Consider the following 23,813-nt stretch of genomic DNA (forward strand, 5'->3'; position numbering starts at 1 on the left):
CCGCGAGGAATATAGTATGACGACAGACAGCGTAACTTATGCAAAACAAGGATCTACGTGGCGAAAATCGGACACCACATGGACTCTGGGGTTATTTGGTACGGCTATCGGTGCAGGGGTTCTGTTCTTCCCTATCCGTGCAGGTTTCGGCGGTTTAATTCCAATCCTCATCATGCTGGTATTGGCCTATCCTATCGCTTTCTTATGCCATCGTGCATTAGCGCGTTTATGCCTATCGGGTAGTAATATTTCCGGCAACATCACCGACACGGTTGAAGAGCATTTTGGCAAAACCGGTGGTGTCATCATCACCTTCCTGTACTTCTTCGCGATTTGCCCACTGTTATGGATTTACGGTGTCACTATCACCAACACCTTTATGACATTTTGGGAAAATCAGCTGCAACTCATGCCGTTAAACCGCGGCTTAGTGGCTTTGGTTCTGCTGATGGCGATGGCTTTCATCATTTTCTTCGGCAAAAACCTGATGGTTAAGGTAATGAGCTTCCTGGTATTCCCGTTTATTGCCAGCCTAGTTCTGATTTCTCTGTCGCTCATCCCTTACTGGAACGCCTCTGTATTTGAGCAGGTAAATGCCAGCAGTATTTCTTTGCTTGGTCATGATGGTATTTTAGTCAACGTTTGGCTAGGTATCGCCATCATGGTGTTCTCCTTTAACTTCTCGCCAATCGTCTCTTCTTTCGTTGAGTCAAAACGTGAAGAATATGAACCTGAGTTTGGTGCGCAGTTCACTGAAGACCGTTGCTCTAAGATTATCTCTCGCGCCAGTATGCTGATGGTTGCCGTGGTGATGTTCTTCGCCTTTAGCTGCCTGTTCACGCTCTCACCAGCGATGATGGCCGATGCGAAAGCACAAAATATTCCAGTTCTTTCTTATTTGGCAAACCATTTCTCTTCCATGTCAGGTGGTAAATCAACGTTCTCAACCGTGTTGGAATATGGAGCCTCGCTGATTGCTCTAGTGGCTATCTTCAAATCGTTCTTCGGTCACTATCTGGGAACGCTGGAAGGTATGAATGGCTTAATCGTTAAGTTCGCGTGTAAGGGCGATAAGAAGAAGTACTCGGCTGGCAAACTGAACATGATTAGCATGTTCTTCATCATGGGTTCGACTTGGGTCGTCGCTTATGTAAACCCAAATATCCTCGACCTGATTGAAGCGATGGGTGCGCCTATTATTGCCTCTCTGCTGTGTTTACTGCCGATGTATGCAGTTCGTAAAGTTCCTGCTCTGGCAAAATACAAAGGCAAACCAGAAAACTACTTTGTCACTATCGTTGGTCTGCTGACTATCCTGAATATCTTCTACAAACTCGTTTAATCTAAATTAAAAAAATAGCAGCTAACTCCTCTCTGGGGAGTTAGCTGTGAGGTATCTCTATGTCTTCAAAATCTGTAGTGCTAGTTATTAATTGTGGATCTTCGTCTATAAAATTCTCTGTTATGCAGGGAAATAACTGTGATGTGATGATGTCTGGCATTGTTGATAACGTTGGTATTGAAAATACCTCAATGACGATAGATAAAACTATCAGCATTAATTTAAAGACCGGTAGTTATGAAGATGCTTTGAATTCTATCGTCAGAGAATTAGAAAAAAGAAAGCTGAGTGAGGCTATTTCTTGTGTAGGCCATCGCATTGCTCACGGTGGGGAAGCCTTTAGCGATGCAACCCTGATTAATGACGAAGTATTGGAAGAAATAACTAATGTTTCCTCTTTAGCACCACTGCATAATTACGCTAACTTGGAAGGAATAATGGCAGCACGTCATATATTCCCTGATTTACCCCACGTAGCCGTATTTGATACGGCATTCCATCAGAGTCTAAAACCAGAAGCCTACACTTACGCATTACCACAGCAATATTTTAAGAAATATGGTGTAAGACGTTATGGTTTCCACGGCACCTCACATCGTTACGTTGCTCAGCAAGCTATTGAGCAGCTTGGTTTGGATGAAAATAATTCAGGCATTATTGTTGCTCACTTAGGCAACGGTGCGTCGATATGCGCAGTGCAGAACGGTAAAAGTGTGGATACGTCCATGGGGATGACGCCGTTAGAAGGCTTGGTGATGGGAACCCGCAGCGGCGACGTTGATTTCGGGGCGCTGGCCTATCTGGCGGATAAAACCGGTAAGACGCTGGATGACCTGATGTTTATGGTAAACAAAGAGTCTGGGCTATTGGGGATTTCCGGCCTTTCCAGCGATCTGCGTGTCTTGCAGAAAGCTTATGAAGAGGGGCACGAAGGGGCTCAGCTGGCAATTAATGTCTTTGTCCATCGTTTGGCCCGCCATATTGGCGGCCACGCTGCATCATTGACCAAGCTTGATGCCCTCATTTTCACCGGTGGCATTGGGGAAAACTCCGAGCTTATTCGTAAGCTAACGCTCGATCATCTGGCAGTCTTCGGTTTGAAAATTGATGACGTTAAAAATCATATACGCCGTACCGGTGACGCTGAGATCGTTACTTCTTCATCTTCCAAAGTGATTGCCGCAGTCATCCCAACCAATGAAGAAAAAATGATTGCGCTGGACGCCATGCGAGTGAGTTCCACTGCTGAAAATATCGCGTTCGCATAACGTAGTGAAATAAAGCTGAAATAAATACTCTTTTCGCCCCTATATTCGACAGGGGCGATATCATCGTATATGGAGTTTGATGAATGAATATCGATCTAGATGTATGTGAGAATATATTTACCGACGCATGGAGCGGATTTTCTGGTTCACAATGGAAAGAAGAAATTAATGTAAGAGATTTTATTCAAAATAACTATACGCCATATGAAGGCGATGAATCTTTCCTTTCCACAGCCACCGAAGCCACCACTAAACTGTGGGAAAAAGTGATGGAAGGTGTGCGGCTTGAAAACGCGACTCATGCGCCGGTTGATTTTGACGATAATATCGCGACAACTATCACGGCACATGCTCCGGGATATATTCATCAAGATCTGGAAAAAATAGTTGGATTACAAACTGAAAAACCACTGAAACGCGCGTTATTCCCGTTTGGCGGTATTAATATGATTGAGAGCTCTTTTGAAGCTTACAATCGTAAACTGGATCCAAATTTTAAATACCTTTTCACCGATATTCGTAAAACCCACAACCAAGGTGTATTTGACGTTTATTCTCCAGAAATGCTGCGCTGCCGTAAATCGGGCGTTCTGACAGGCCTGCCGGATGGCTACGGCCGTGGGCGCATCATTGGTGATTATCGCCGTGTGGCTCTGTATGGCATTCGTTATCTGATCCGTGAAAGAGAGCTACAGTTTGCCGATCTGCAGGGCAAGCTAGAAAAAGGGATTCAACTTGAGCAGGTGATCCGCCAGCGTGAAGAGCTTGCTGAGCAGAAACGTGCGCTGCAGCAGATTCAGGAAATGGCGGCGAAGTATGGTTTTGATATTTCGCGTCCGGCGCAGAATGCACAAGAAGCGATCCAGTGGCTTTACTTTGGTTATCTGGCTGCGGTGAAATCACAGAACGGCGGGGCGATGTCATTGGGACGGACGTCAACGTTCCTTGATATTTATCTTGAGCGTGACCTCAAAAATGGCGTCATCAACGAGCAGGAAGCCCAGCAGCTGATTGATCATTTCATCATGAAAATCAGAATGGTGCGTTTTTTACGTACTCCTGAGTTTGACACGCTGTTCTCCGGCGATCCGATCTGGGCAACGGAAGTCATCGGCGGCATGGGCTTAGATGGCAGAACGCTGGTAACGAAAAACTCATACCGTTATCTAAATACGCTTGAAACCATGGGGCCATCGCCAGAGCCAAACCTGACAATTCTGTGGTCTGAGCGCCTGCCGAAAGCGTTTAAAGCCTATGCGGCGAATCTCTCGATTGCGACTTCATCGTTGCAGTATGAAAACGATGATTTGATGCGTCCTGATTTTGACAGCGATGACTACGCGATTGCTTGCTGCGTTAGCCCTATGGTGGTCGGTAAGCAGATGCAGTTCTTTGGCGCACGTGCCAACTTGGCTAAAACCCTGCTTTATTGCATCAACGGCGGTGTGGATGAAAAGCTAAAAATTCAGGTTGGGCCAAAAGTACCAGCCATGACCGATGAAATATTGGATTACGACAAGGTGATGGCAAGTCTGGATTCGTTCATGGACTGGCTGGCGGTACAGTACATCACCGCACTGAACGTTATTCACTACATGCACGATAAATATAGCTATGAAGCTGCGTTAATGGCACTGCACGATCGTGACGTTGTACGCACCATGGCGTGTGGTATTGCAGGGCTTTCCGTTGCCGCTGATTCTCTGGCAGCAATTAAATATGCCAAGGTGCGTCCAATTCGCGATGAAAGTGGCTTGGCGATTGATTTTGCTATCGAAGGGGAATATCCGCAGTTCGGTAATAACGATCAGCGGGTGGACGATATTGCCTGCGATTTGGTTGAGCGCTTTATGAAGAAAATTCAGAAACTGCCAACCTACCGTGATGCTGAGCCAACGCAGTCTATTCTAACGATCACCTCTAACGTGGTTTACGGACAGAAAACCGGTAACACCCCAGATGGGCGTCGAGCGGGTACGCCGTTTGGTCCAGGCGCTAACCCGATGCACGGACGCGATCGCAAAGGAGCCGTTGCTTCATTAACATCGGTGGCGAAACTTCCGTTCAAATATGCGAAAGATGGCATTTCATATACTTTCTCGATTGTTCCCGGCGCACTAGGTAAAGACGAATTTATCCGTAAAAACAATCTGGTTGGTCTGATTGATGGTTATTTCCATCATGAAGAACACGTGGAAGGCGGCCAGCATTTGAATGTGAACGTCATGAACCGTGAAATGTTGCTAGATGCGATTGAGAACCCGGACAAATATCCGAGCTTAACTATTAGGGTATCGGGTTATGCCGTGCGTTTTAATGCGTTAACGCGTGAACAGCAACAAGACGTCATTTCGAGAACTTTCACCAGCTCGCTGTGATCGACTAGTCGTGTTTGATCCTCAATGCCTCGCAAAGCCTGCGAGGCATTTTTTATGGGCGTAAGGGGGGACGTTTGGTCTCACAAATCTGCGCTAAACAAGTACCACCCTGAATTAAGTAAGGCTATTCTATACATAAGTTTTCTACATGGAGAGGTCATACATATGTATAAAAGCATTTTGGTGCCGGTAGATATTGAAGAGGATATTCTGACTCAAAACGCACTGCGCCACGTTGAGTATCTGGCAAAAATGGCTGATGCCGACGTTCATTTTTTATATGTACTACCCGATGCACAGGCTTTCGTCACCGCTTACTCGTTTGGTATCAAAGAGTTTGAAAATAAAGCGGTTACCTACGCGGAAGAGAAAATTCGGGAGCTTATTCAGGGTGTTGACCTGCCTAAAGATCGCATGTCATACACCATTCGCTTCGGCACACCGCGTGATGAAGCATTACAGCAAGCAGATGAAATGGGGGCAGACCTGATTATTGTAGGGTCGCATCGTCCAAGCGTGAAAACCTATCTGTTGGGCTCCAACGCCGCAGGTATCGTGCGTCATGCAAAAGTGAATGTGATGGTAATTCGCTAGTTTTTGCTTCTTCGGTACTTCTGATATTTCAATGAAAGGGGGCTAATGCTGATCGTTTAAGAGATCGAGATACACGGGGCTAGTACACCGCGGGGCGCTCCGGCAGCTAAAGCTGCTACGACCCCATCGGTGTACTTCCCCTAAAATCGCGCTTAAGTGACCGGCATTAGCCTTCTGCAGGCTCCCTTTTTTATCAATCAGCGCCCATTAATTGAGTAGCAACAAGCAGGATAAATCATCATTCGCGTTTATCTGATCGACGTATGCGTTTAGCTCTTTTGCTAAGTTGTGGTTGTGGTTATAAACCATATGAAATGAGCCAAAAAGCTGCATGATTTCTTCCTGAGTCACGTCTCGCGTCATGGATATCATCGATATTTGAGTTTTTAGATAAAAATAATCCGCAATCATCAGATAATATTTACGCAAGATGTCGCCCATCTCATCGCCGGGAAAAGCGTTGTTGTACATATGGTAAAGAATGTAATTCTTCACTACATGTTCTTCAGAGAGGCAACTTTTGGCTAGCACCTTTTCCCATTGCATATTTAAAACTGTGAATTTTTCCTGCACCATAGCTTCGTTGGGTTCTTTATCTAGCTCTAAATAAGCTGCGAGATTCAGGTGATTTTGTACCATGAAGTTGCGGCCGCGACGAAGTTGTTGAATAGCGGTGCCAAAGACACTCAACAGCATCAATTTCATGCTGGCTGAGCTACTGATTTGTTTACGTTGCTTGGTAATTTCGCCACTTGCCAATTGATTTTGCAGATTTAAGAAAAGAGAGTCTAGATTCTCGACGTTGGTTTCAACTTCATACTTAATCTGCTGTAAATAAAGGATCAGATGTACGATGGCGAGTAAATTATCTTCGATGGTAGGGCTGTCAGCCATGATGAGGTGGCTGCAAAATAAATTGATTAATTGACTCGTTTGAGAGCGATCTGCGTTTACTCCCTTCTGCTTAATTCGTATGGCCGTTTCAACGATTAATTTTTCATGCTCATTTACTAGCATGCTATCTGGTTGAAATAACACTTGATTAACCACTTCGGGGCAAGCCATTGTCAGGCTGAGTAAGGTCTCGTTTGCATACTGTCTTTTTAGTCGAGGGAATGTGTTGCAAGTCATACTCAGCGCATTGGGGCCCATTTCAGCATGGATAGTGCAGAGTTTATCTGCATTTAGCATTGGACAATTCCCTGACTCATTCACTTTAACCATCGCAAATTCATTGTAGCCTTTGCGGGTTAACAGCAGCGAGTTTTTGGCAAAAGAGCGAATCTTTTCGTGGTGGGCATTGGTGTATTTTTTGTAGGTTTTCTTATCAATAAAGATCTGCCAACCGGAACAGCAATGATCGATACACTCAGCTCCAGAGCATTGGAATCGGGTGTAAAAATTTGGGGTAACGGTCTTATGTGTTTTCATATGCTAGCCAGTGATGGGTTTCTCGTAATGTTTAAATTATCACCAGCACGTTTTTTTGATCTTTGAATAAGCGTGAGAAAAATAGGTTAATTTAAATCACTGTCATGTTTGACTCAGCATCTGACGATAACTACGTTTTTCCCTCATTGATTCATTTAAACCTAGCGCCTGTGCTTTTTGCTGTAACTCTTGTAGCAAGCTGGGAAGCGCGGATTCGTCGTCGGTCATAATGGCAATCTCGGCGAAATGCCCGAGCGTTGGCAAGTGATCTATGGTGATGTGATAGCGCCCAAGAAAATAGATGCTACGGTTTTTTTCCATACGCAGGCTTGGGACAAACCCCAGCTTTTTGACCATACTGGCGACTTTTTCGCAGTCCTCGATGTTAATTGCTTCACACTCTGAGGCATCTGGCCCCTTCACTATCCACAGCTTGATTCCAGACGGCTGCATTTCACGAATGCACATGCTGACGCCGTGATTGATCAGTGGAAAACCGGGAAGCTCGTAGTAGCAATCAATTTCGCGATTATCAAGATGAAAGGGTTGTGCACCCGCTGCGGTGATGCGCTGAAGAAAAGCGTCGGGCTCGCTGAGATGAAATTTTAGCTCAGCTTCGTATTTTCCGATGAAGTGATCGTGTCTCATTACTATTCCTAGGGTTAGAGGCTATGCAGCCAATAATAACACGCTAGCAAAGTATAACTATGAGACGTATTGGCTAATGTATAAATAAAAAACTGCGATTTTGCTATGGAATATCAATTCACGTAAAGATTTGTGAAGTATTAATAATGTATATTACTAGCATTAGTTTAGTTTTTTTTTCTTGTGTGAGTATAAATATCACTATGAGGTAAAAAAATAAAATCGTTGTTCATATATGTCATTCACAAGAAGTTTAAAATAATAAGAATCAACGTTAACGCATTGTTTTTATTTGGTTTTATATTGTTTTTGCATGTCAGAGTATGCACTTTACAATAACGATGAAACGGGGCAATACTAGCAGCGTGTTAACGAAATCAAAAACGATATAGCATTGAATAGACCTGCATAGATAAGTGCTTATTCTATAAAGTATGGCGACTAGTGTTCTGAGAATATATTAAAATATCCTCAGCACGACTAATCGTTATGTCTATTTATCTGTAAGGATAAAAACATGATGAAAGTATTAATTGTTGAAAGTGAATTTTTACATCAAGACACTTATGTCGGAGCGGCGGTTGAACGGTTGGCTGATGAACTCGTGCGGCAAGACGTCGAAGTGTTAAAAGCGACTTCATTTGATGACGGTTACGCCATTTTGTCTGCGAATGAAGCTATTGATTGCCTGATGTTCAGCCGCAGTATGGATGATTCAGCAGAGCAGGTGCTGGCACAGCAATTGCTGAATAAGTTACATGAACGCCAAGAGAATGTGCCGGTATTCCTGCTCAGCGACAGAGAAAAAGCGACTCAGGAACTGAGCCGCGAGATGATGGAGCAAATTGACGAATTTGCGTGGATCCTCGAAGATACCGCAGATTTTATTGCTGGTCGTGCCGTTGCTGCGATGAAACGTTATCATCAACAACTATTGCCACCGCTGATGTCGGCACTAATGAAATATAGCGATGTTCATGAGTATTCATGGGCGGCTCCAGGTCATCAGGGGGGCGTTGGCTTTACCAAAACGCCAGCTGGACGCTTCTATCATGATTACTACGGCGAAAATTTGTTCCGTACTGATATGGGGATCGAGCGTACCTCTCTGGGATCTCTGCTCGATCACACCGGCGCATTTGGTGAAAGTGAAAAGAACGCCGCTCGCGTATTTGGCGCCGATCATTCCTATTCTGTGGTCGTAGGGACTTCAGGCTCCAACCGCACCATCATGCAAGCCTGTATGACCGAAGATGACGTAGTGGTCATTGACCGTAACTGTCATAAATCCATCGAGCAGGGGCTGATTCTGACCGGTGCTAAACCTGTCTACATGCTCCCTAGCCGTAACCGCTATGGCATTATCGGGCCAATCTATCCTCAGCAAATGCAGCCTGAGGTTATTAAAGAGAAAATAGCCAACAGCCCACTGACTAAAGATAAAATCGGCCAGCAGCCTTCTTATAGCGTCGTCACCAACTGTACCTATGATGGTGTTTGCTATAACGCGAAAGACGCTCAGGGATTGTTGGAAAAAACCACCGACCGCATTCATTTTGATGAAGCATGGTATGGTTATGCCCGTTTTAATCCGATGTATCACAACCACTATGCGATGCGTGGTGAACCTACAGAGAACGATCGCAACGGTCCAACGCTGTTTGCGACTCACTCCACGCATAAACTGTTGAATGCGTTGTCGCAGGCATCTTACATTCACGTACGTGATGGCCGTGGCTCGGTAGATTTCTCTCGGTTTAACCAAGCTTACATGATGCATGCGACCACTTCGCCGCTGTATGCAATTTGCGCTTCTAACGATGTTGCTGTTTCTATGATGGACGGCAATAGCGGCTTGTCACTGACTCAGGAAGTGATTAATGAAGCAGTGGACTTCCGTCAAGCGATGGCGCGTTTATATAAAGAGTTCACTCAGGATGGTGACTGGTTCTTTAAACCTTGGAATCAGGAAATTGTCACAGATCCAGCCACCGGTAAACAAATGGCATTCGAAGATGCCCCAGCTGAACTGCTGGCGTCGGAGCAAAGCTGCTGGGTGATGAATCCGGGCGACAACTGGCACGGTTTCAAAGATCTGCCTGAAAACTGGAGCATGCTTGACCCAATTAAGGTCAGTATTTTAGCACCGGGTATGAGTGATGATGGTGAGCTACAGGAGAAAGGGGTTCCGGCTGCTTTGGTTACCGCTTGGCTGAGCCGCCACGGTATCGTGCCAACACGTACTACGGATTTCCAAGTGATGTTCCTGTTCTCGATGGGGGTAACGAAAGGGAAGTGGGGGACGTTGGTCAACACCTTGCTTTCGTTTAAACGCCATTATGATGCCAATACCCCGCTATCTCAGGTTCTGCCTGAGTTGGTAGACGATTATCCTGAGGTCTATGGCAAGTTAGGTCTGCGTGATTTGGGCGATAAGATGTTTGCCTATCTGCGTAAAAATAACCCTGGTGCTAAGCTGAATGCGGCATATTCGGGTCTTCCTGAGGCGGTGATGACGCCACGTCAGGCTTATCAGTCTATTGTTGCGAATAAGGTGGAGATGGTTGCGATCGACGGTCTGGTCAACCGCATTGCAGCCAACTCCATCATCCCTTACCCACCAGGAATCCCAATGTTACTGTCTGGTGAAAACTTCGGTGGCGAAGATAGCCCACAGATTGGTTATCTGCGAGCCTTACAGGCGTGGGATCATGAATTCCCTGGTTTCGAGCATGAAACTGAAGGGACTGAAATTATCAACGGTGTTTACCATGTGATGTGTGTTCGCACAGAGTAACTATCGTTGGTGATGTAGCAAAGACACCACAGCAAAAAACAATAAAGTTTTATCTCTTGTAGTATCTGCGCGGGCATGTCCCGCGCTTTTTTGTCTCTAATGTTTACTTTTTAATCTGTAATCGAGTAAATACCCTGCGTAAATAAATTTATACGGCTCTATTTATCTTTTAGATATTGAATAATTAGAAAAGCACTGTATTTTATTCATTGGCATTTGAATCATCATATGTATTACTTTTTCTTTTATGTCTTATTACTCTAGTCGATAAGTCTAGTTTAGTAGCGGCATTTTATTCTTTACGTCTGTAGGATGTCTTATTATGAAACTTAGTAGCAACGACAATTGTGTTGTCGTTTTAACTCGAAAAGATGTCACCGTTAATTTCAACGAAGAAAATGAAATCACGTTCAAAGCTAATCACATGATGCTCATATCTTGTGAAAATAACGTAATAGATTTCTCAGAATTAGAGCCTTCATCGGTGCTGCATTTGAATAGAGATGTAATAAAAGACTATATCCATTTTTTAAAAAAAGACATCAGCCAAGTGTCTCCCAATCTACGCTCTGTACCGTGTTTTATGATTGAGCGGTGCCAAACCCCCCACATCTTTCAAGAGGCTGCACGTCTCTCTCAAGATTCGTTAACTTGTGAAGTCGATCTCGAACGTAGACGTTGCCTTGCTTTCACAGTGCTATCAATTTTTCTCAATAATAACAGCCTCATACCTTTTCTTATTCGTGAGGTGAGAAGCAATTTAAGTGCTAATGTTTACAACATTATTCAAAGCAATATGCACAAAGAGTGGAGCTTGACTTCAGTCGCCAGTTGTCTGTGTTTAAGTCCTAGCTCATTGAAAAAAAAGCTAAAAAATGAAGATACTACCTACAGTAAAATCATTACTGACTGTAGAATGCGTTATGCTGCAGAACAACTACTTGTTTTTAATAAAAATATTTCTCAAGTTTCTTCTCTTTGTGGTTATAGCAGCACGTCATATTTTATCTCAGTCTTTAAAGAATATTACGGTGTCACCCCCCTAAACTATGTACACCGTAGTCGAGATAGAATGACTGCATAATTCTTCTATTAAAATGAGTAAATATTATTTAATATAATTTATCACTAGCTAGTCTATATATATTTTAAGTTTGAAAAGTTATGTAATCTTTTTATGTTTTATCTTTATATATATAGTTTTATCTAAATGGTCGTCGGCTAAAAATATGCTAATAATGGAGATATTCACCGTTAGCCTCTGGAATGATCTCACTCTGAGCGTAATATTGGTTTTACCCTAAAACTTCTATTTAACTTAAGGTTAGATTATGTCTACGGATTCTGAATCTCATAAAGTGGGACTCATTCCTGTTACTCTCATGGTATCAGGTAATATTATGGGTTCCGGTGTATTTTTATTGCCGGCAAATCTAGCATCCACCGGTGGGATTGCAATCTACGGATGGTTGGTGACCATCATTGGCGCGCTAGCGCTGTCGATGGTCTATGCCAAAATGTCGTCCTTAGATCCCAGTCCCGGCGGTTCTTATGCTTATGCTCGTCGTGCTTTTGGCCCTTTTCTTGGTTATCAAACTAACGTTCTGTACTGGCTTGCCTGCTGGGTCGGTAACATCGCGATGGTGGTTATCGGCGTAGGTTATCTCAGCTACTTCTTCCCTGCATTAAAAGATCCGATGGTGCTAACCGTCACCTGCGTTGCCGTACTCTGGATTTTTGTTTTACTCAACATCGTTGGGCCAAAAATGATTACTCGCGTACAGGCCGTGGCAACCGTCTTGGCCTTGATCCCGATTGTGGGCATCGCGGTGTTCGGGTGGTTTTGGTTTCGGGGTGAAACCTATATGGCGGCGTGGAACGTCAGTGGTCAGGGGACATTTGGCGCCATTCAAAGCACGCTTAGCGTGACGCTGTGGTCATTTATCGGGGTTGAAAGCGCCTCGGTTGCTGCCGGTGTTGTGAAGAACCCTAAACGTAACGTCCCAATTGCCACCATCGGCGGGGTTTTGATTGCTGCAGTGTGTTATGTGCTGTCCACAACCGCCATTATGGGGATGATTCCAAATGCTGCGCTGCGTGTCTCCGCTTCTCCTTTCGGTGACGCTGCTCGTTTAGCGTTGGGAGATACCGCAGGAGCCATCGTTTCTTTCTGTGCTGCCGCGGGTTGTTTAGGCTCACTTGGTGGTTGGACGTTACTCGCCGGTCAAACAGCAAAAGCGGCCGCTGATGACGGATTATTCCCTCCTATTTTTGCCAAGGTCAACAAAGCAGGTACACCGGTAGCTGGTTTGCTAATTGTGGGTGTGCTGATGACCATTTGCCAATTCGGGAGCATTTCACCTAATGCGGCGAAAGAGTTTGGCCTTGTTTCGTCAGTGACCGTTATCTTTACGCTGGTACCTTATCTCTATACCTGTGCGGCGCTGCTATTGCTAGGGCATGGTCATTTTGGCAAATATCGCGCTGTGTATATTGCGGTTGTCACCGTTGCCTTTATCTACTGTATTTGGGCGGTGGTGGGGTCCGGTGCGCAGGAGGTTATGTGGTCATTTGTCGTACTGATGGTGATTACCGCCATGTATGCGTTGAACTATAACCGTCTGCATAAAAACCCATATCCGTTGGATGGCACCAATCCTGACGGATCGCTGAAAGCTACGTCGAACAACTAAAAGCAGGCGTACATCATAGAATATAAAAACCGCAGCGGTTTCCGTCCTGCGGTTTTTACGGTCTCTGTTTATGCTAGTGCGCTGCGTTGCTGTAGGGCAACTAAAGCAGCAAGTGCACGTTGAGCATCGCCTTCCGGGACGAATATATGGTCATGGTAATAGGCGGCCACTACGTTCGCGCTGATGCCATTCTCGGCTAGTTCGGTAGCGATAGCGGCAGTTAAGCCAACAGCGTCGAGACTAGAGTGAACCGTTAGCGTAATTTGGCGAAAATTGCTGCTGATGTTTAATCCGGCGGCTTGGGCATTTTCTCGCGGTAAGATCAGGGTGAGCCCTTCGGCTTCAAAAAAAAGGCCAAGCGGATTGAGTTTGCTAGCCTGTTCCAAGGTTAGATTCTGGCTGGTACAAAATACAAAGGTATTCGGATTCAGCGCTGGCTCCATAGAGGCCAGTAGTTGAGTGATCTCTTTTATTCCGTTCATATTGACTTCTCCATTCCGTTTTTTGCGCAAGAGTAGCGGGCTATTCATGTGGCGTTAAATTAAAAAAAGTTTGCTGCAATTAGGTATGCTTATAGGCATATAGTAATGCTCTGCGATTGCGTGAGGACAAGGCCATGATTGAAGTGATTCTGGTTGATGAAAGCGACATGCCGGTTGGCAGAATGGAAAAATTAGCCGTTCATCAGCAAGGGCTGCTGCATCGGGCTATCTCAGTGTATGTTTTTAACGATCATCAAGAGCTACTGCTTCAGCGTCGTGCCGTGGGTAAATATCATGCGGGTGGGCAATGGAGCAATACCTGCTGCGGTCATCCATTTCCCGGCGAAGATACTCAAGAGGCGGCAATGAGGCGTTTATATCAGGAAATGGGTATGGCCTGTGCCTTGCACGAATCGTTTGAATTAAGTTATCGCCTCGACGTTGGGGGCGGGTTGATCGAGCACGAACTGGCTCATGTGTTTATCGGCCACAGCAATGTTGTGCCGCAGCTTAACTCAGAAGAAGCTGACGCCTTCGCTTACCATCCGCTTGAGGAAATTATTGAGCAAATGGCATTAGAACCTGAACGTTTTACTCCGTGGTTTAGACTATGTCTGCCAAAAGTGATTGAACGCTTGGGCTAACCGGTTCCTTCTTCCGTCATGGGAGAGGGAATGTTTTACCCATTCCTATTCTGTAATGAAATGTCGGTCATGTCGTTTTTTGTCCTCTGGGCCTGATAACGGGCTACCTTCTGTTTTTCCTCATATTTATTCACTGAACCAGAGCGGCTATTCCTGCTTTGATTCAGAAGTTAAACGCTATTCGTAAAGTTGTTCAAATTGTATTCAAAAAAATTGAATAACTAGCTCAAAAGTATCCGATTTTAACGCTTCGTTAACCGATCTATTCTTTAGTCATCGGAAGGCAAGCGCCTTTCAAAACATAGAAAAATTCAAGAAAGGTAAATATTATGAAAAGCATCAAAAATTTAGCTGTAGTTTTAGCGCTTTCTGTAACTGCATTTGCTGCTTCTGCTGCAGATCTGTCTTCCGCTCCGACTTCTGATATGCAGAAAATGGGTGTGGTTTCCGTTAGCGGTGCAACGACTCTTGATGGTTTAGAAGCTCGTGTTGCTGCCAAAGCTGAGCAGGCAGGCGCATCTTCTTATCGCATCATTTCCACGACTGGGAATAACCGCATGCACGCTACTGCGGAACTGTACAAATAAGTTTTCTCCCCTCTAGCACCCTGAGTTTCAAAAACAGAAAAGGCCTTTCCCCATGATGGGGAGAGGCCTTTTTGTTTACCACGATCTGCAACATGTTGGTACACGGTGCCTTTCTCATGTTTTTGGTGGTAGCCTAACTCTATTGCATTCGTAAGCGTCAATCATGTCCAACGGGATCGTTGAGGAGAGCATTGTGGGAATTAACATCGTGGATAAAAAAATCGGTTTTATCGGTTGTGGTAATATGGGCAAGGCGATCTTAGGTGGATTGGTCGCCAGTAAATTGGTCCCAGCAGAAAATATCACGGTGTATAACCGTAGTGCGAAAAGCGTGGAAGCGATTAGCCAGGAATTTGGCAGCCGTGGTGCAAACAGCGCTGATGAAGTCGCTAAAGAGGCTGATGTGTTGATCGTGGGTGTTAAGCCAAACATGATGGCTAACATTCTTGGTGAGATCCGTGACGCTTTGAAACCAAACGCAATTATAGTTTCTATTGCAGCTGGGGTGACTCTCGAAACGCTAGAATTTGCCCTTAAAGACGGGCAGAAAGTGGTGCGTGTCATGCCTAATACGCCCGCTCTCGTCAATGCGGGAATGTCGTCGATAACGCCGAATAAACAGGTCAGTGAAGATGAAAGCGCGCTTATCGTTGAAATCTTTAGTAGCTTTGGTCGAGCAGAAATTGTCCCTGAATACCTGATTCACTCCGTGGTTGGTGTAAGTGGTTCAGCCCCTGCCTATGTGTTTATGTTTATTGAGGCCATGGCTGATGCCGCTGTTCTTGGCGGTATGCCGCGTGCGCAGGCCTATCAATTTGCTGCGCAGGCGGTAATGGGGTCGGCAAAAATGGTGTTGGAAACAGGGAAACATCCGGGGGAGCTCAAAGATATGGTGTGCTCACCAGGTGGAACCACGATTGAAGCGGTGAAAGTTTTAGAGCAAAAAGGATTACGTGCAGCCGTTATGGATGCAATGCAAAGTTGTATGGCTAAATCTGAAGAAATGAGTCGCCGCTAGTTCTCCCCTCTCTCCCGAATGCTTATGTCGAAGCGATCGCCCTTTTATAGGACGATCGCTCATGTTATTACCCGCAAAATTTCGTCAGGATATTGATTATAAGGTACTCATAAAGTGCTCATATCGATGTTGACTTTTCAGCAATTGAGAACTATGTCGCCGATTGAGAACTTTCTTGGTAAATTCCCTCCCCGAGTCTGAACGATTCGGAATGTGGTGTGTCTCATGTCTTCTAGGATTGGTAACAAGGTTTCAGAAAGTAATGCAAAAAATAAAATTGCTATCACAACCAATGCAGGCGCTGCTGTTAGCGATTTATGTTGGTATTTTTCTCAATATTCCGGTTTTTTTACGCCGTTTTGATGAAGTTAAAGAGGGGCTCCACTTTTCCAAATGGATGACGGGAAGTTTAGAAGTTTTAGTCGTCCTCCTTTTCACTTTCTTTGTGCTGAGAGTCTGTTCGCTAGGCGGCCGCCGATTCTTTCAGATTGCAGCCACATTAATTACCCTGATTTCAGTCGCAGCCAGTTACTACATGACAGCATTTAACGTTGTGATTGGCTACGGCATTATCATTTCTGTGTTTTCGCCCGGAGATCTTGGGCTGTTTTCCGAGGTTGTCGGTTGGAAATTTCTCCTTTGGTTTATCGCTGCTAGCATCATTCCTTTAGCCATTATCTGGTTAGGTTCTGGGCGTAACACACTGTTAGAACAGTTAAAAACGCCTGGAAAGCGAATTTCATCCTTGGCCGTTATGGCTGCAATCGTTGCCGTTGTTTGGGTTCCATTAAACATGATGGGGACCGCGCAGAAGAAAATTGATCAGAAAAACAACGTGGATATGCCGAGCTATGGCGGTGTCGTCGCCCACTCTTATCTGCCATCAAACTGGCTAGCGGCATTTGGCCTTTATGCTTACACTGCCCTAGATGAGCGTCAGGATGAGGCCGATTTATTGGATCCTGCAGCGAAGTTTACCTATGTTGCGCCTGAGGGGATTGACGATACTTATATCGTATTCATCATTGGCGAAACTGCCCGTTGGGACCATATGGGCGTTCTTGGCTATGAGCGCGATACTACGCCTCAGTTGGCGAAAGAGCCTAATTTGGCTGCGTTCCGCGGAGAGTCTTGTGATACTTCGACCAAGCTTTCGCTACGCTGCATGTTTGTGCGGGAAGGCGGCACTGAGAATAATGCTCAACGCACGCTAAAAGAGCAGAACATTTTCTCTGTGCTTCACCAGATTGGCTTCAGCTCAGAGCTATTTGCGATGCAAAGTGAGATTTGGTTCTACAACAATACCGATGCCGATAACTTCTCATTCCGTGAGCTGATTGCGGCAGAGCATCGTAACGATGGCAAACCGGTAGATGATATGTTGCTGGTGGAAGAGCTGAAAAACTCGTTGCAGAAGCACCCTAACGGCAAACATCTGGTGGTTCTGCATACCTCCGGTTCGCATTATCTGTATACGCAACGCTACCCGCGTAGCTATGCAAAGTTCCAGCCGGAATGCATGGGAGTTGATGACTCTTGCACCAAAGAACAGCTGATGAACTCGTATGACAACAGCATTTTGTATACGGACAACATGATTAAAAGCGTGATTGATCAGGTGCGTGATAAAAAAGCGTTGGTATTCTATGCCTCCGATCACGGTGAATCGATCAGTGACAACGAACATTTCCACGGAACTCCGCGTGAAATGGCTCCGCCGGAACAGTTCCGCGTACCGCTGATGGTCTGGGCATCTGACAAGTTCTTAGCATCTGGTGATAACGCTAAAATGTTTGCGCAAGTACAAAAGCAGGCCAAACAGGGACAAACACATCGCCACGTTGAGCTCTATGATTCCATTCTGGGGTGTTTAGGTTATACGTCGCCAGACGGCGGTATTAATGAAAACAATAACTGGTGTCGTTTCTAATTTAGTCAGTTAGCTTACTTAATCAGTTGGCTTACAAAGCCGGAGAGAATCTATCGCTCCGGCTTTTTTATCTAAACATTCATACCTCTGCATGAATTTTTCCTCAAGTTTCCCTTAAAAGCGCCGATAAACTGATCAATCGTTAGCCAGTTTCCTCTGTTCTGGACTTACTCTCCGTAGAGAGAGGCATTCCCGTTGGCGACGAGACATACCCCGTCTAACGCTCTCTTTTGCAGGCTCTTTAATTCCTAGGGATATCACCATATGAGTAAACACCTGACAGTCCGTGGTGGGCTGGCCATCATCATGCTTGTTTATACGCTGCTATTGCTGATGATTAGCATCATTGGTATTCAATCTGTTCGCCAAATCAATCAAAAACTGGCCGTCGTCAATCAGGTGCAGGCCGAAGAGCTGAGCCCGTTGGCGGCCAGTTTCAATGCTACCCTGCGAGCACGCACTGCGGGTGCGTTATCGATGCGACAAATGGAAATGGGGAAGCTAGCGGCAGCCGATGATAGCCGCCAACGAGCTGAAAAATTAATCAGTGAATCTGATGCTGCGATGCAGAAATTTACCGATCTGAAGAAGTTAACTCCACGTGGTGCACAGTTGAGCGCTGAGTTGGAAAATAGCTATCAGATTTATGTGAGCCAAGCGTTACGCCCAATGTTACAGGCTCTGAAAGCGAATGATAGCGCGAAATATTACGCCCTGTTGGAAGATCAGTTGCGCAACCTGTCCGCTAATTTTGATCGGGATTTGCGCGACTTCCGTGCCTTTGCTGATGAGGTCGGGCAGAAAGCTCTGCAAGATGCGCAAAATGATTACCAGCGTGATCTGATCATCATCAGTTGTGCATTTGCCTTCTCGCTGTTGATTGGAGCACTGTGTTGGGTTGCGCTGCGCAAAATTATTTTGCATCCGTTGGATCGTCTGGATGCGCATGTTTCGCTGATTGCCGACGGTGATTTATCTCAGGATCTTGAAAGTGAAGGTAAATCAGAGATTGCTAAGTTAGGCCGCCGTTTACGCAGTATGCAGACGTCGCTGGCCGATACCGTCAGCCAAGTGCGTGATGCCAGTGTGCAGGTGGAGGTGGGGGCTCGAGAGCTGACCGCAGGTAACCGTAATTTATCACAGCACACCGAGGAGCTGGCTGCTTCTCTAGAAGAGACGGCCGCCAGCATGGAGCAGTTAACTGCCACGGTGAAGCAAAACGCAGATAACGCCGAGCAAGCCAACCACCTGGCTGGAAATGTGTCACATACGGCAGATAAAGGGGCTGAAATTGTTAGCGAGGCGATTACTCGTATGCAGGGTATTTCGACCAGTTCTCAGAAGATTGCCGATATTATCAGCGTTATCGATGGCATAGCCTTCCAAACCAATATTCTGGCTTTGAATGCGGCCGTTGAAGCTGCTCGTGCCGGAGAACAAGGGCGTGGATTTGCTGTCGTGGCTGGCGAGGTGCGTAACTTGGCACAGCGCAGCGCCCAGTCGGCGAAAGAGATCAAAACGCTGATTGAAGACTCTGCCCGTCGTGTGAAAGAGGGGTCGTCAATGGTGACATCGGCGGGTGAAACTATGGCTGAGATCGCCACCGAAATTCGTCAGGTAACGACGCTGATGGGTGAGATCTCTGAGGCTTCGCACGAGCAAAGTCGCGGCATTGAGCAGGTAAATCAGGCTATCTCCCAGATGGATCAGGTGGCGCAACAGAATGCCGCACTGGTGGAAGAATCCGCTGCTGCAACGGGCTCTTTAGAAGAGCAGAGTGGGCATTTGATGCAGAGCATGAGCGTGTTTAAGCTGGCGCAAAACTAAAGTGGAATAACACAGGTTTAGGCGCGGCTTTTGTCGCGCCTTTTCTATTGAGAGCAGATGAGAGCAGACCCAATTATTCCTGCTTTACAAACGACACCAGCTTAGGCTGCGCAATACGTTGGTAGTCTTGCGTGTTTAAGATCATTGAGCGTTCAAGGGTACCTGCGTTAAAGGCCAATTCGTCAAAGCGTTCAAACAACAGCGGGTCGGCAACGAGCAATAAGTCAGGATGGAAACTAAACGGAGGGATAGCGCCAAAAACGCAGTCAGTCAGCGTATCCACCTCAACCGGGCTGGCTAGCGATGCACGAGTCCCGCCGATGCCGTGTGCCACCGCGCTTAAATCGGCCTGTTTATCCGCAGGTAAAATTGCTAGCACGTGCTGTTTAATACCGTTCCCTTTCACATGACACAGCAGTGCCTTCGCGCCTTGGCCAAGCTGAGTGCCACGGATCTTAGCCACCTCTTCAGATTTGCCTGCCGTTGGATGCTCAACGACTCGGTAGCGAGCCTGCTGTTCATTGAGCAGCGCCGTTAAACGTTTAAATGTTGCTATCGACATGCTATCACTCCTGATTTTCTGTTCACCCCACATCTACTTCGAAGTTATGTGGCTATATTTTTAGCGTCATTTTATGTTGTACTATTTTTTTTGTGTGAAAAAATCGTTGTACAACATATAAAGATGAGCGGCGCTCCAGGAGAAATTTGGTGCACCTTGTTGCTCGCCATTCAGCGGATTGTAGTTCTCACGAATTGGGCCATCGGTCATTAACCCATTGGCGTGAGCGAAGAACCGATTAGCCATTTCCACCGCATCCGCACGATAACCGTAACGCTCCATTCCTTTCAGCCCAAAGTAGAACTGATCCACCCACACGCGGCCGCGCCAGTAAATATCTGCGCCAAACGCCGGATTAGTTAGCGCTGCGGTGCCGAGTGGGACGTAAGTATTAAACTCTTTCGGATCTTTCATCACCTTCACCACGGCATCGGCATGTGCCTGAGTTGCCGCGCCATTAAACAGCGGCGACCAGCCTTCTGGCCCTTTGCCGCGCGCCACAATCTGTTTGCCTGCACAGCCATTTGCCAGCGGTTTATCTTCGATGCGGATGTCGTAGTAGAAGCCAGTTGCATCGTCGAACATACAGGTGTTGATGTAGTCGGCCAGTTTTTTAGCGTGCTGGCTAAAGCGTTGCGCATCCTCAGGTTTACCGAGGATCTTTGCCATTTCCGCCAGATAAGTGCTGTCGCTGTACATATAGCTGGCCTGATCCACCGACTCTTGTAACAGCGAATATCCCAGCAGCATGCCGTCTGGGGCGCGGTTTTCGGCGAACAGAACCTGCCAGTCCTCGCGCTTGCCGCCTTTATCCAGATAACGTTGCAACTGGTCTGGGTCGATAAAGCCAAACACCGCTGCGTCATCGCGCCCGGATTCCCACGAAGCCGCAACCTGCGCCGGAATGTCGATGCTGTCATATTTCCCGCTACGCAAGACGCGGTTGTAGTTATCCAGGCCCACCATTTTTTGCTCTTTGCCACCGCGTTTCACGGTAAAGATCATTTTGCCGTCCGGTGTGTTATGCGCTTTATCGCGCGTGGCACCATATTCCGGTACGCCATTTCGGTTGTGGTCGCGGTTACGCAGCCACCAGTCGTGATAGGCCACCAGATGCGGATACATCTCCTCAAGCCAGATTTTGTCGTTTGTGGTTTTGTATACTTCTATCACGGACCAGGCCGCCAGGCTTGGTTTGGTGTTGCGTTCATTCCAGTTGCTGCCATCGCCGCCGCGCTCCGGGCTGGTGTTGTAGGCGATAAGATCGGGTACAAAACCGGCATCCCATGGTCGAACAGGATCATCCGATGGGATCTGCCAGGCAAAGACCGCGCGGATGTTATCTTTGGCAACTGACGGGTTGAAATGCGCCATGGCATAAGCCTGCTTCCAGGTGTCCCACGGCCAGGTTTGATTCCCTGAGAACCAGCGTCCGGTTACCGATGGCGTAACGGAATCAAATTTCATCGCACCGGCCACTCCGCGCCAGTTACCGTTTAGCGTCTCGATAGCTTTTACCGCTACGCGGGTTTGCGCTGCCGTGGCATCAGGATTATTCAGACCCGTTTTCAGATAGCCTTCCCAGCGCTGCTCGGATGCAGTGAGATACGGCTGCGGACTTTTGAGAATATCAGCAATCTTGCTTTGCTCTTTTTGCGTTTCGGCTGCCGTCAGCAAATGAGAGTAAGTGGTGTAAATTTTGGTAGAGCTGTCAATTTTTGCTTTAGACACAAAACGATGACCGTCGATCTGCGTGTTCATTGGCAGAGTCTTATGGATTTGGTACTGGGAATCGCCGGAGGTCATTAAATTCGCGTCGGCGCGCACTTTACCAAAGTTCACGGTCAGGCCGTCGGAGGTGGCATGCAGCGTGCGCGTGTAACCGGGAAAAGCCTGCTCGATGGTCTGATCGGACTGCGGTTTCTGTTCCTGAAGATGGTATTTCTCGAGTAACTCACCATCCCAGACCAACTCCAGAGGCGCGTCGGTGGTGATTTCTGTTTCCAGCAATGAGGTGCGGGAGGTGACAAAACGCAGCGTCATTTTTACCGTCACGCCTGGGGCAGTCAGCGTCTGGATAAGCGCGCCAGGAATGCTGTGCGCCTGCATCGTGAAAGCGACTTTCTGGCCATTTTTATACACGCTCAGGCGGTCGAAATTGTTCGCCATAAAGTTGATGTACTCTTCGGTCAGCAGCGCGGGGCCGGGGAATCCACCCATTCCTTCACTGCTTGCCGGTAATAAATGCCCGTGCCAGGCGCCGTCATCAAACAACGGATTAAAACGCTGATGCTCATCAAAATCGTAATCGAGCATGGCGTGCGGTGCGCCGGTACGGTCAATCACATTTTGATAATCGTTGGCTTTTAACACTGTGGTGTCGTGGTGTGTGGTTTTACAGCCAGCCAGAATCAGCACGGCTGCGAGCGGGGCAAGACGGAATAAAGGTTTCATGTCGTATCCTTACCAGTAGAAATATTGCATCAGGAATACCGAGTTGCTGGCATCCGTGGTGTCGTTATGCAGATAAAAACGGCTGTCCAGCGCGGTGGCGAACTTGCCGTCGAAATATTCGTACCAGATACCAAACTGTGCGTAGGAGGTGGTCTGGTCTTCGGCGTTATCCAGCAGATGTTTTGCGTAGCTCCACGCGGTGGAGAGATAAAGTCCCTTGCTCGGTTCAACCATGCCGCTGACCATCATCCCGCTTTCGCTGCCGGGGTTGGTTCCATCGCCTTTGCCGGTATGGTGCCAGACTCGCCCAGCCAGATGTTTGCTCTGTAAACCCAGCAGGTAAAGCTGCCCGGTGCCATCAGTGACTTCCAGCCCGTTAAGCAGGGTCAGGTCTTTTTGAATGTCGTATTGAAGATAGCCGTTGATCATTGCCCGATAGGTGTATTTATCTGAATAACGGTCATATTTGCCAAAATGGAGCAAGGCTTTGCTTTCGTCAACGCGGCTTTCCGGGGCGGCGGTGATGCTGTAGCGAAAGTCTCCGGTGAGGTTTTGTACTTTGGCGGCGTAGGTTAAATCGCGCGTATTGGGGATCACGTAACCGTATTCTGGTGTGAAATCTCCCCACCATTGCAGGTCATCCAGCGAGGAATCGTTACGCCCGCTTAAGATCCATTCGGTGCCTTTATCGGTGCGATAGCCGCCGTAAAAGCGGTTAATGCCGCCTTCGAAACCGCCCCAACTATGGTCTGGCACCCACGCGTTGCCCTGGTGGTCAGCTTGAACGGTCCAGCCTTCGCCATACAGCAGACCGAACCAGTTGCCGTGTTTGACTTCCAGACCGCCCTCAATATAGGTACCGTCGCTGTATTTGTGTTTATTGTCGCCGTTCAGGTAAACACTGCCACCTAACCCCATTTCGCCATAAAAGCGGAATGCGGTTTCGGCATTACTGGCAGATATTTCCGGAGCGTTGGGCATCTGTCGCTCAGCCGGTTCAATAGTTTCAGCGGCTTGTAACATCCCCATCGGTATGAACAGCAAAGCCAGCGGAGTCAGTGATAAATTTTTAACCATGAAATCCATTCCTTATCGTTATCACTGCATTCACGCAGTGGAATGGAAAACATACTAGTTAAAAATTTACTAAAAAATACA

At 46.7% G+C, this 23,813-nt stretch carries 18 protein-coding genes; 12 read left to right on the forward strand and 6 right to left on the reverse strand.

The annotated features are described in order from the left end of the window. Positions 1 to 16: 16 nt before the first annotated feature. The 4 genes from tdcC (at position 17) to M988_RS00565 (ending at position 5,582) form a co-directional block, all read left to right on the forward strand. Entirely contained in the window at positions 17 to 1,342 is a 1,326-nt protein-coding gene (tdcC, locus tag M988_RS00550) for a threonine/serine transporter TdcC (protein ID WP_008815604.1), read from the forward strand. Between the two features lie 59 nt (positions 1,343 to 1,401). Then, complete coding sequence (gene tdcD / locus M988_RS00555; RefSeq protein WP_008815603.1) at positions 1,402 to 2,610, forward strand: propionate kinase; 1,209 nt, start codon at positions 1,402 to 1,404, stop codon at positions 2,608 to 2,610. 83 nt (positions 2,611 to 2,693) lie between these two features. After that, the gene (pflB, locus tag M988_RS00560; protein WP_008815602.1) at positions 2,694 to 4,988 is read left to right on the forward strand and encodes a formate C-acetyltransferase; all 2,295 of its coding nucleotides are present in this window, start codon (positions 2,694 to 2,696) and stop codon (positions 4,986 to 4,988) included. A 165-nt stretch (positions 4,989 to 5,153) separates the two neighbouring features. Next, complete coding sequence (locus M988_RS00565; protein WP_008815601.1) at positions 5,154 to 5,582, forward strand: universal stress protein; 429 nt, start codon at positions 5,154 to 5,156, stop codon at positions 5,580 to 5,582. 207 nt (positions 5,583 to 5,789) lie between these two features. Here the strand turns inward: M988_RS00565 and fliB are convergent, their stop codons facing one another. Beyond that, complete coding sequence (gene fliB, locus M988_RS00570; RefSeq protein WP_064572464.1) at positions 5,790 to 7,013, reverse strand: flagellin lysine-N-methylase; 1,224 nt, start codon at positions 7,011 to 7,013, stop codon at positions 5,790 to 5,792. A gap of 102 nt (positions 7,014 to 7,115) precedes the next feature. Beyond that, a complete protein-coding gene (locus M988_RS00575) occupies positions 7,116 to 7,661 on the reverse strand; it encodes a class IV adenylate cyclase (RefSeq protein ID WP_008815599.1) in 546 nt (181 codons plus the stop codon). Positions 7,662 to 8,181: 520 nt separating this feature from the next. On the opposite strand from M988_RS00575, the gene adiA reads away from it, so the two are divergent. From adiA to adiC, 3 genes are all read left to right on the forward strand, one after another. Further along, entirely contained in the window at positions 8,182 to 10,458 is a 2,277-nt protein-coding gene (gene adiA, locus M988_RS00580; protein ID WP_064572500.1) for an arginine decarboxylase, read from the forward strand. A gap of 322 nt (positions 10,459 to 10,780) precedes the next feature. Further along, entirely contained in the window at positions 10,781 to 11,542 is a 762-nt protein-coding gene (locus tag M988_RS00585) for an AraC family transcriptional regulator (RefSeq protein ID WP_008815597.1), read from the forward strand. Positions 11,543 to 11,789: 247 nt separating this feature from the next. Next, positions 11,790 to 13,151, forward strand: coding sequence for an arginine/agmatine antiporter (gene adiC, locus M988_RS00590; RefSeq protein WP_008815596.1), 1,362 nt, complete (start codon positions 11,790 to 11,792; stop codon positions 13,149 to 13,151). Between the two features lie 68 nt (positions 13,152 to 13,219). Here the strand turns inward: adiC and M988_RS00595 are convergent, their stop codons facing one another. Next, on the reverse strand, positions 13,220 to 13,633 hold the full coding sequence (locus tag M988_RS00595) for an ACT domain-containing protein (RefSeq protein WP_064572465.1): 414 nt from the start codon (positions 13,631 to 13,633) through the stop codon (positions 13,220 to 13,222). A gap of 134 nt (positions 13,634 to 13,767) precedes the next feature. On the opposite strand from M988_RS00595, the gene idi reads away from it, so the two are divergent. From idi to M988_RS00620, 5 genes are all read left to right on the forward strand, one after another. Beyond that, a complete protein-coding gene (idi, locus tag M988_RS00600) occupies positions 13,768 to 14,277 on the forward strand; it encodes an isopentenyl-diphosphate Delta-isomerase (RefSeq protein WP_008815594.1) in 510 nt (169 codons plus the stop codon). Between the two features lie 329 nt (positions 14,278 to 14,606). Beyond that, positions 14,607 to 14,864, forward strand: a complete 258-nt coding sequence (bhsA, locus tag M988_RS00605; protein ID WP_004091138.1) for a multiple stress resistance protein BhsA — start codon at positions 14,607 to 14,609, stop codon at positions 14,862 to 14,864. 163 nt (positions 14,865 to 15,027) lie between these two features. Beyond that, positions 15,028 to 15,882, forward strand: a complete 855-nt coding sequence (gene proC, locus M988_RS00610; RefSeq protein WP_008815593.1) for a pyrroline-5-carboxylate reductase — start codon at positions 15,028 to 15,030, stop codon at positions 15,880 to 15,882. A gap of 262 nt (positions 15,883 to 16,144) precedes the next feature. Beyond that, positions 16,145 to 17,812, forward strand: coding sequence for a kdo(2)-lipid A phosphoethanolamine 7''-transferase (gene eptB / locus M988_RS00615; protein WP_064572466.1), 1,668 nt, complete (start codon positions 16,145 to 16,147; stop codon positions 17,810 to 17,812). 264 nt (positions 17,813 to 18,076) lie between these two features. Then, entirely contained in the window at positions 18,077 to 19,639 is a 1,563-nt protein-coding gene (locus M988_RS00620; protein ID WP_008815591.1) for a methyl-accepting chemotaxis protein, read from the forward strand. Between the two features lie 73 nt (positions 19,640 to 19,712). On the opposite strand, the gene M988_RS00625 is transcribed toward M988_RS00620, so the two are convergent. From M988_RS00625 to ygjJ, 3 genes are all read right to left on the reverse strand, one after another. Beyond that, positions 19,713 to 20,201, reverse strand: coding sequence for a YbaK/prolyl-tRNA synthetase associated domain-containing protein (locus tag M988_RS00625; protein ID WP_064572467.1), 489 nt, complete (start codon positions 20,199 to 20,201; stop codon positions 19,713 to 19,715). A gap of 81 nt (positions 20,202 to 20,282) precedes the next feature. Further along, complete coding sequence (gene ygjK, locus M988_RS00630; protein WP_064572468.1) at positions 20,283 to 22,655, reverse strand: alpha-glucosidase; 2,373 nt, start codon at positions 22,653 to 22,655, stop codon at positions 20,283 to 20,285. 9 nt (positions 22,656 to 22,664) lie between these two features. Further along, positions 22,665 to 23,732, reverse strand: a complete 1,068-nt coding sequence (gene ygjJ, locus M988_RS00635) for a protein YgjJ (RefSeq protein ID WP_156518147.1) — start codon at positions 23,730 to 23,732, stop codon at positions 22,665 to 22,667. Positions 23,733 to 23,813: the final 81 nt, after the last annotated feature.

This window comes from Hafnia paralvei ATCC 29927, assembly GCF_001655005.1.
Lineage (GTDB): Bacteria > Pseudomonadota > Gammaproteobacteria > Enterobacterales > Enterobacteriaceae > Hafnia > Hafnia paralvei.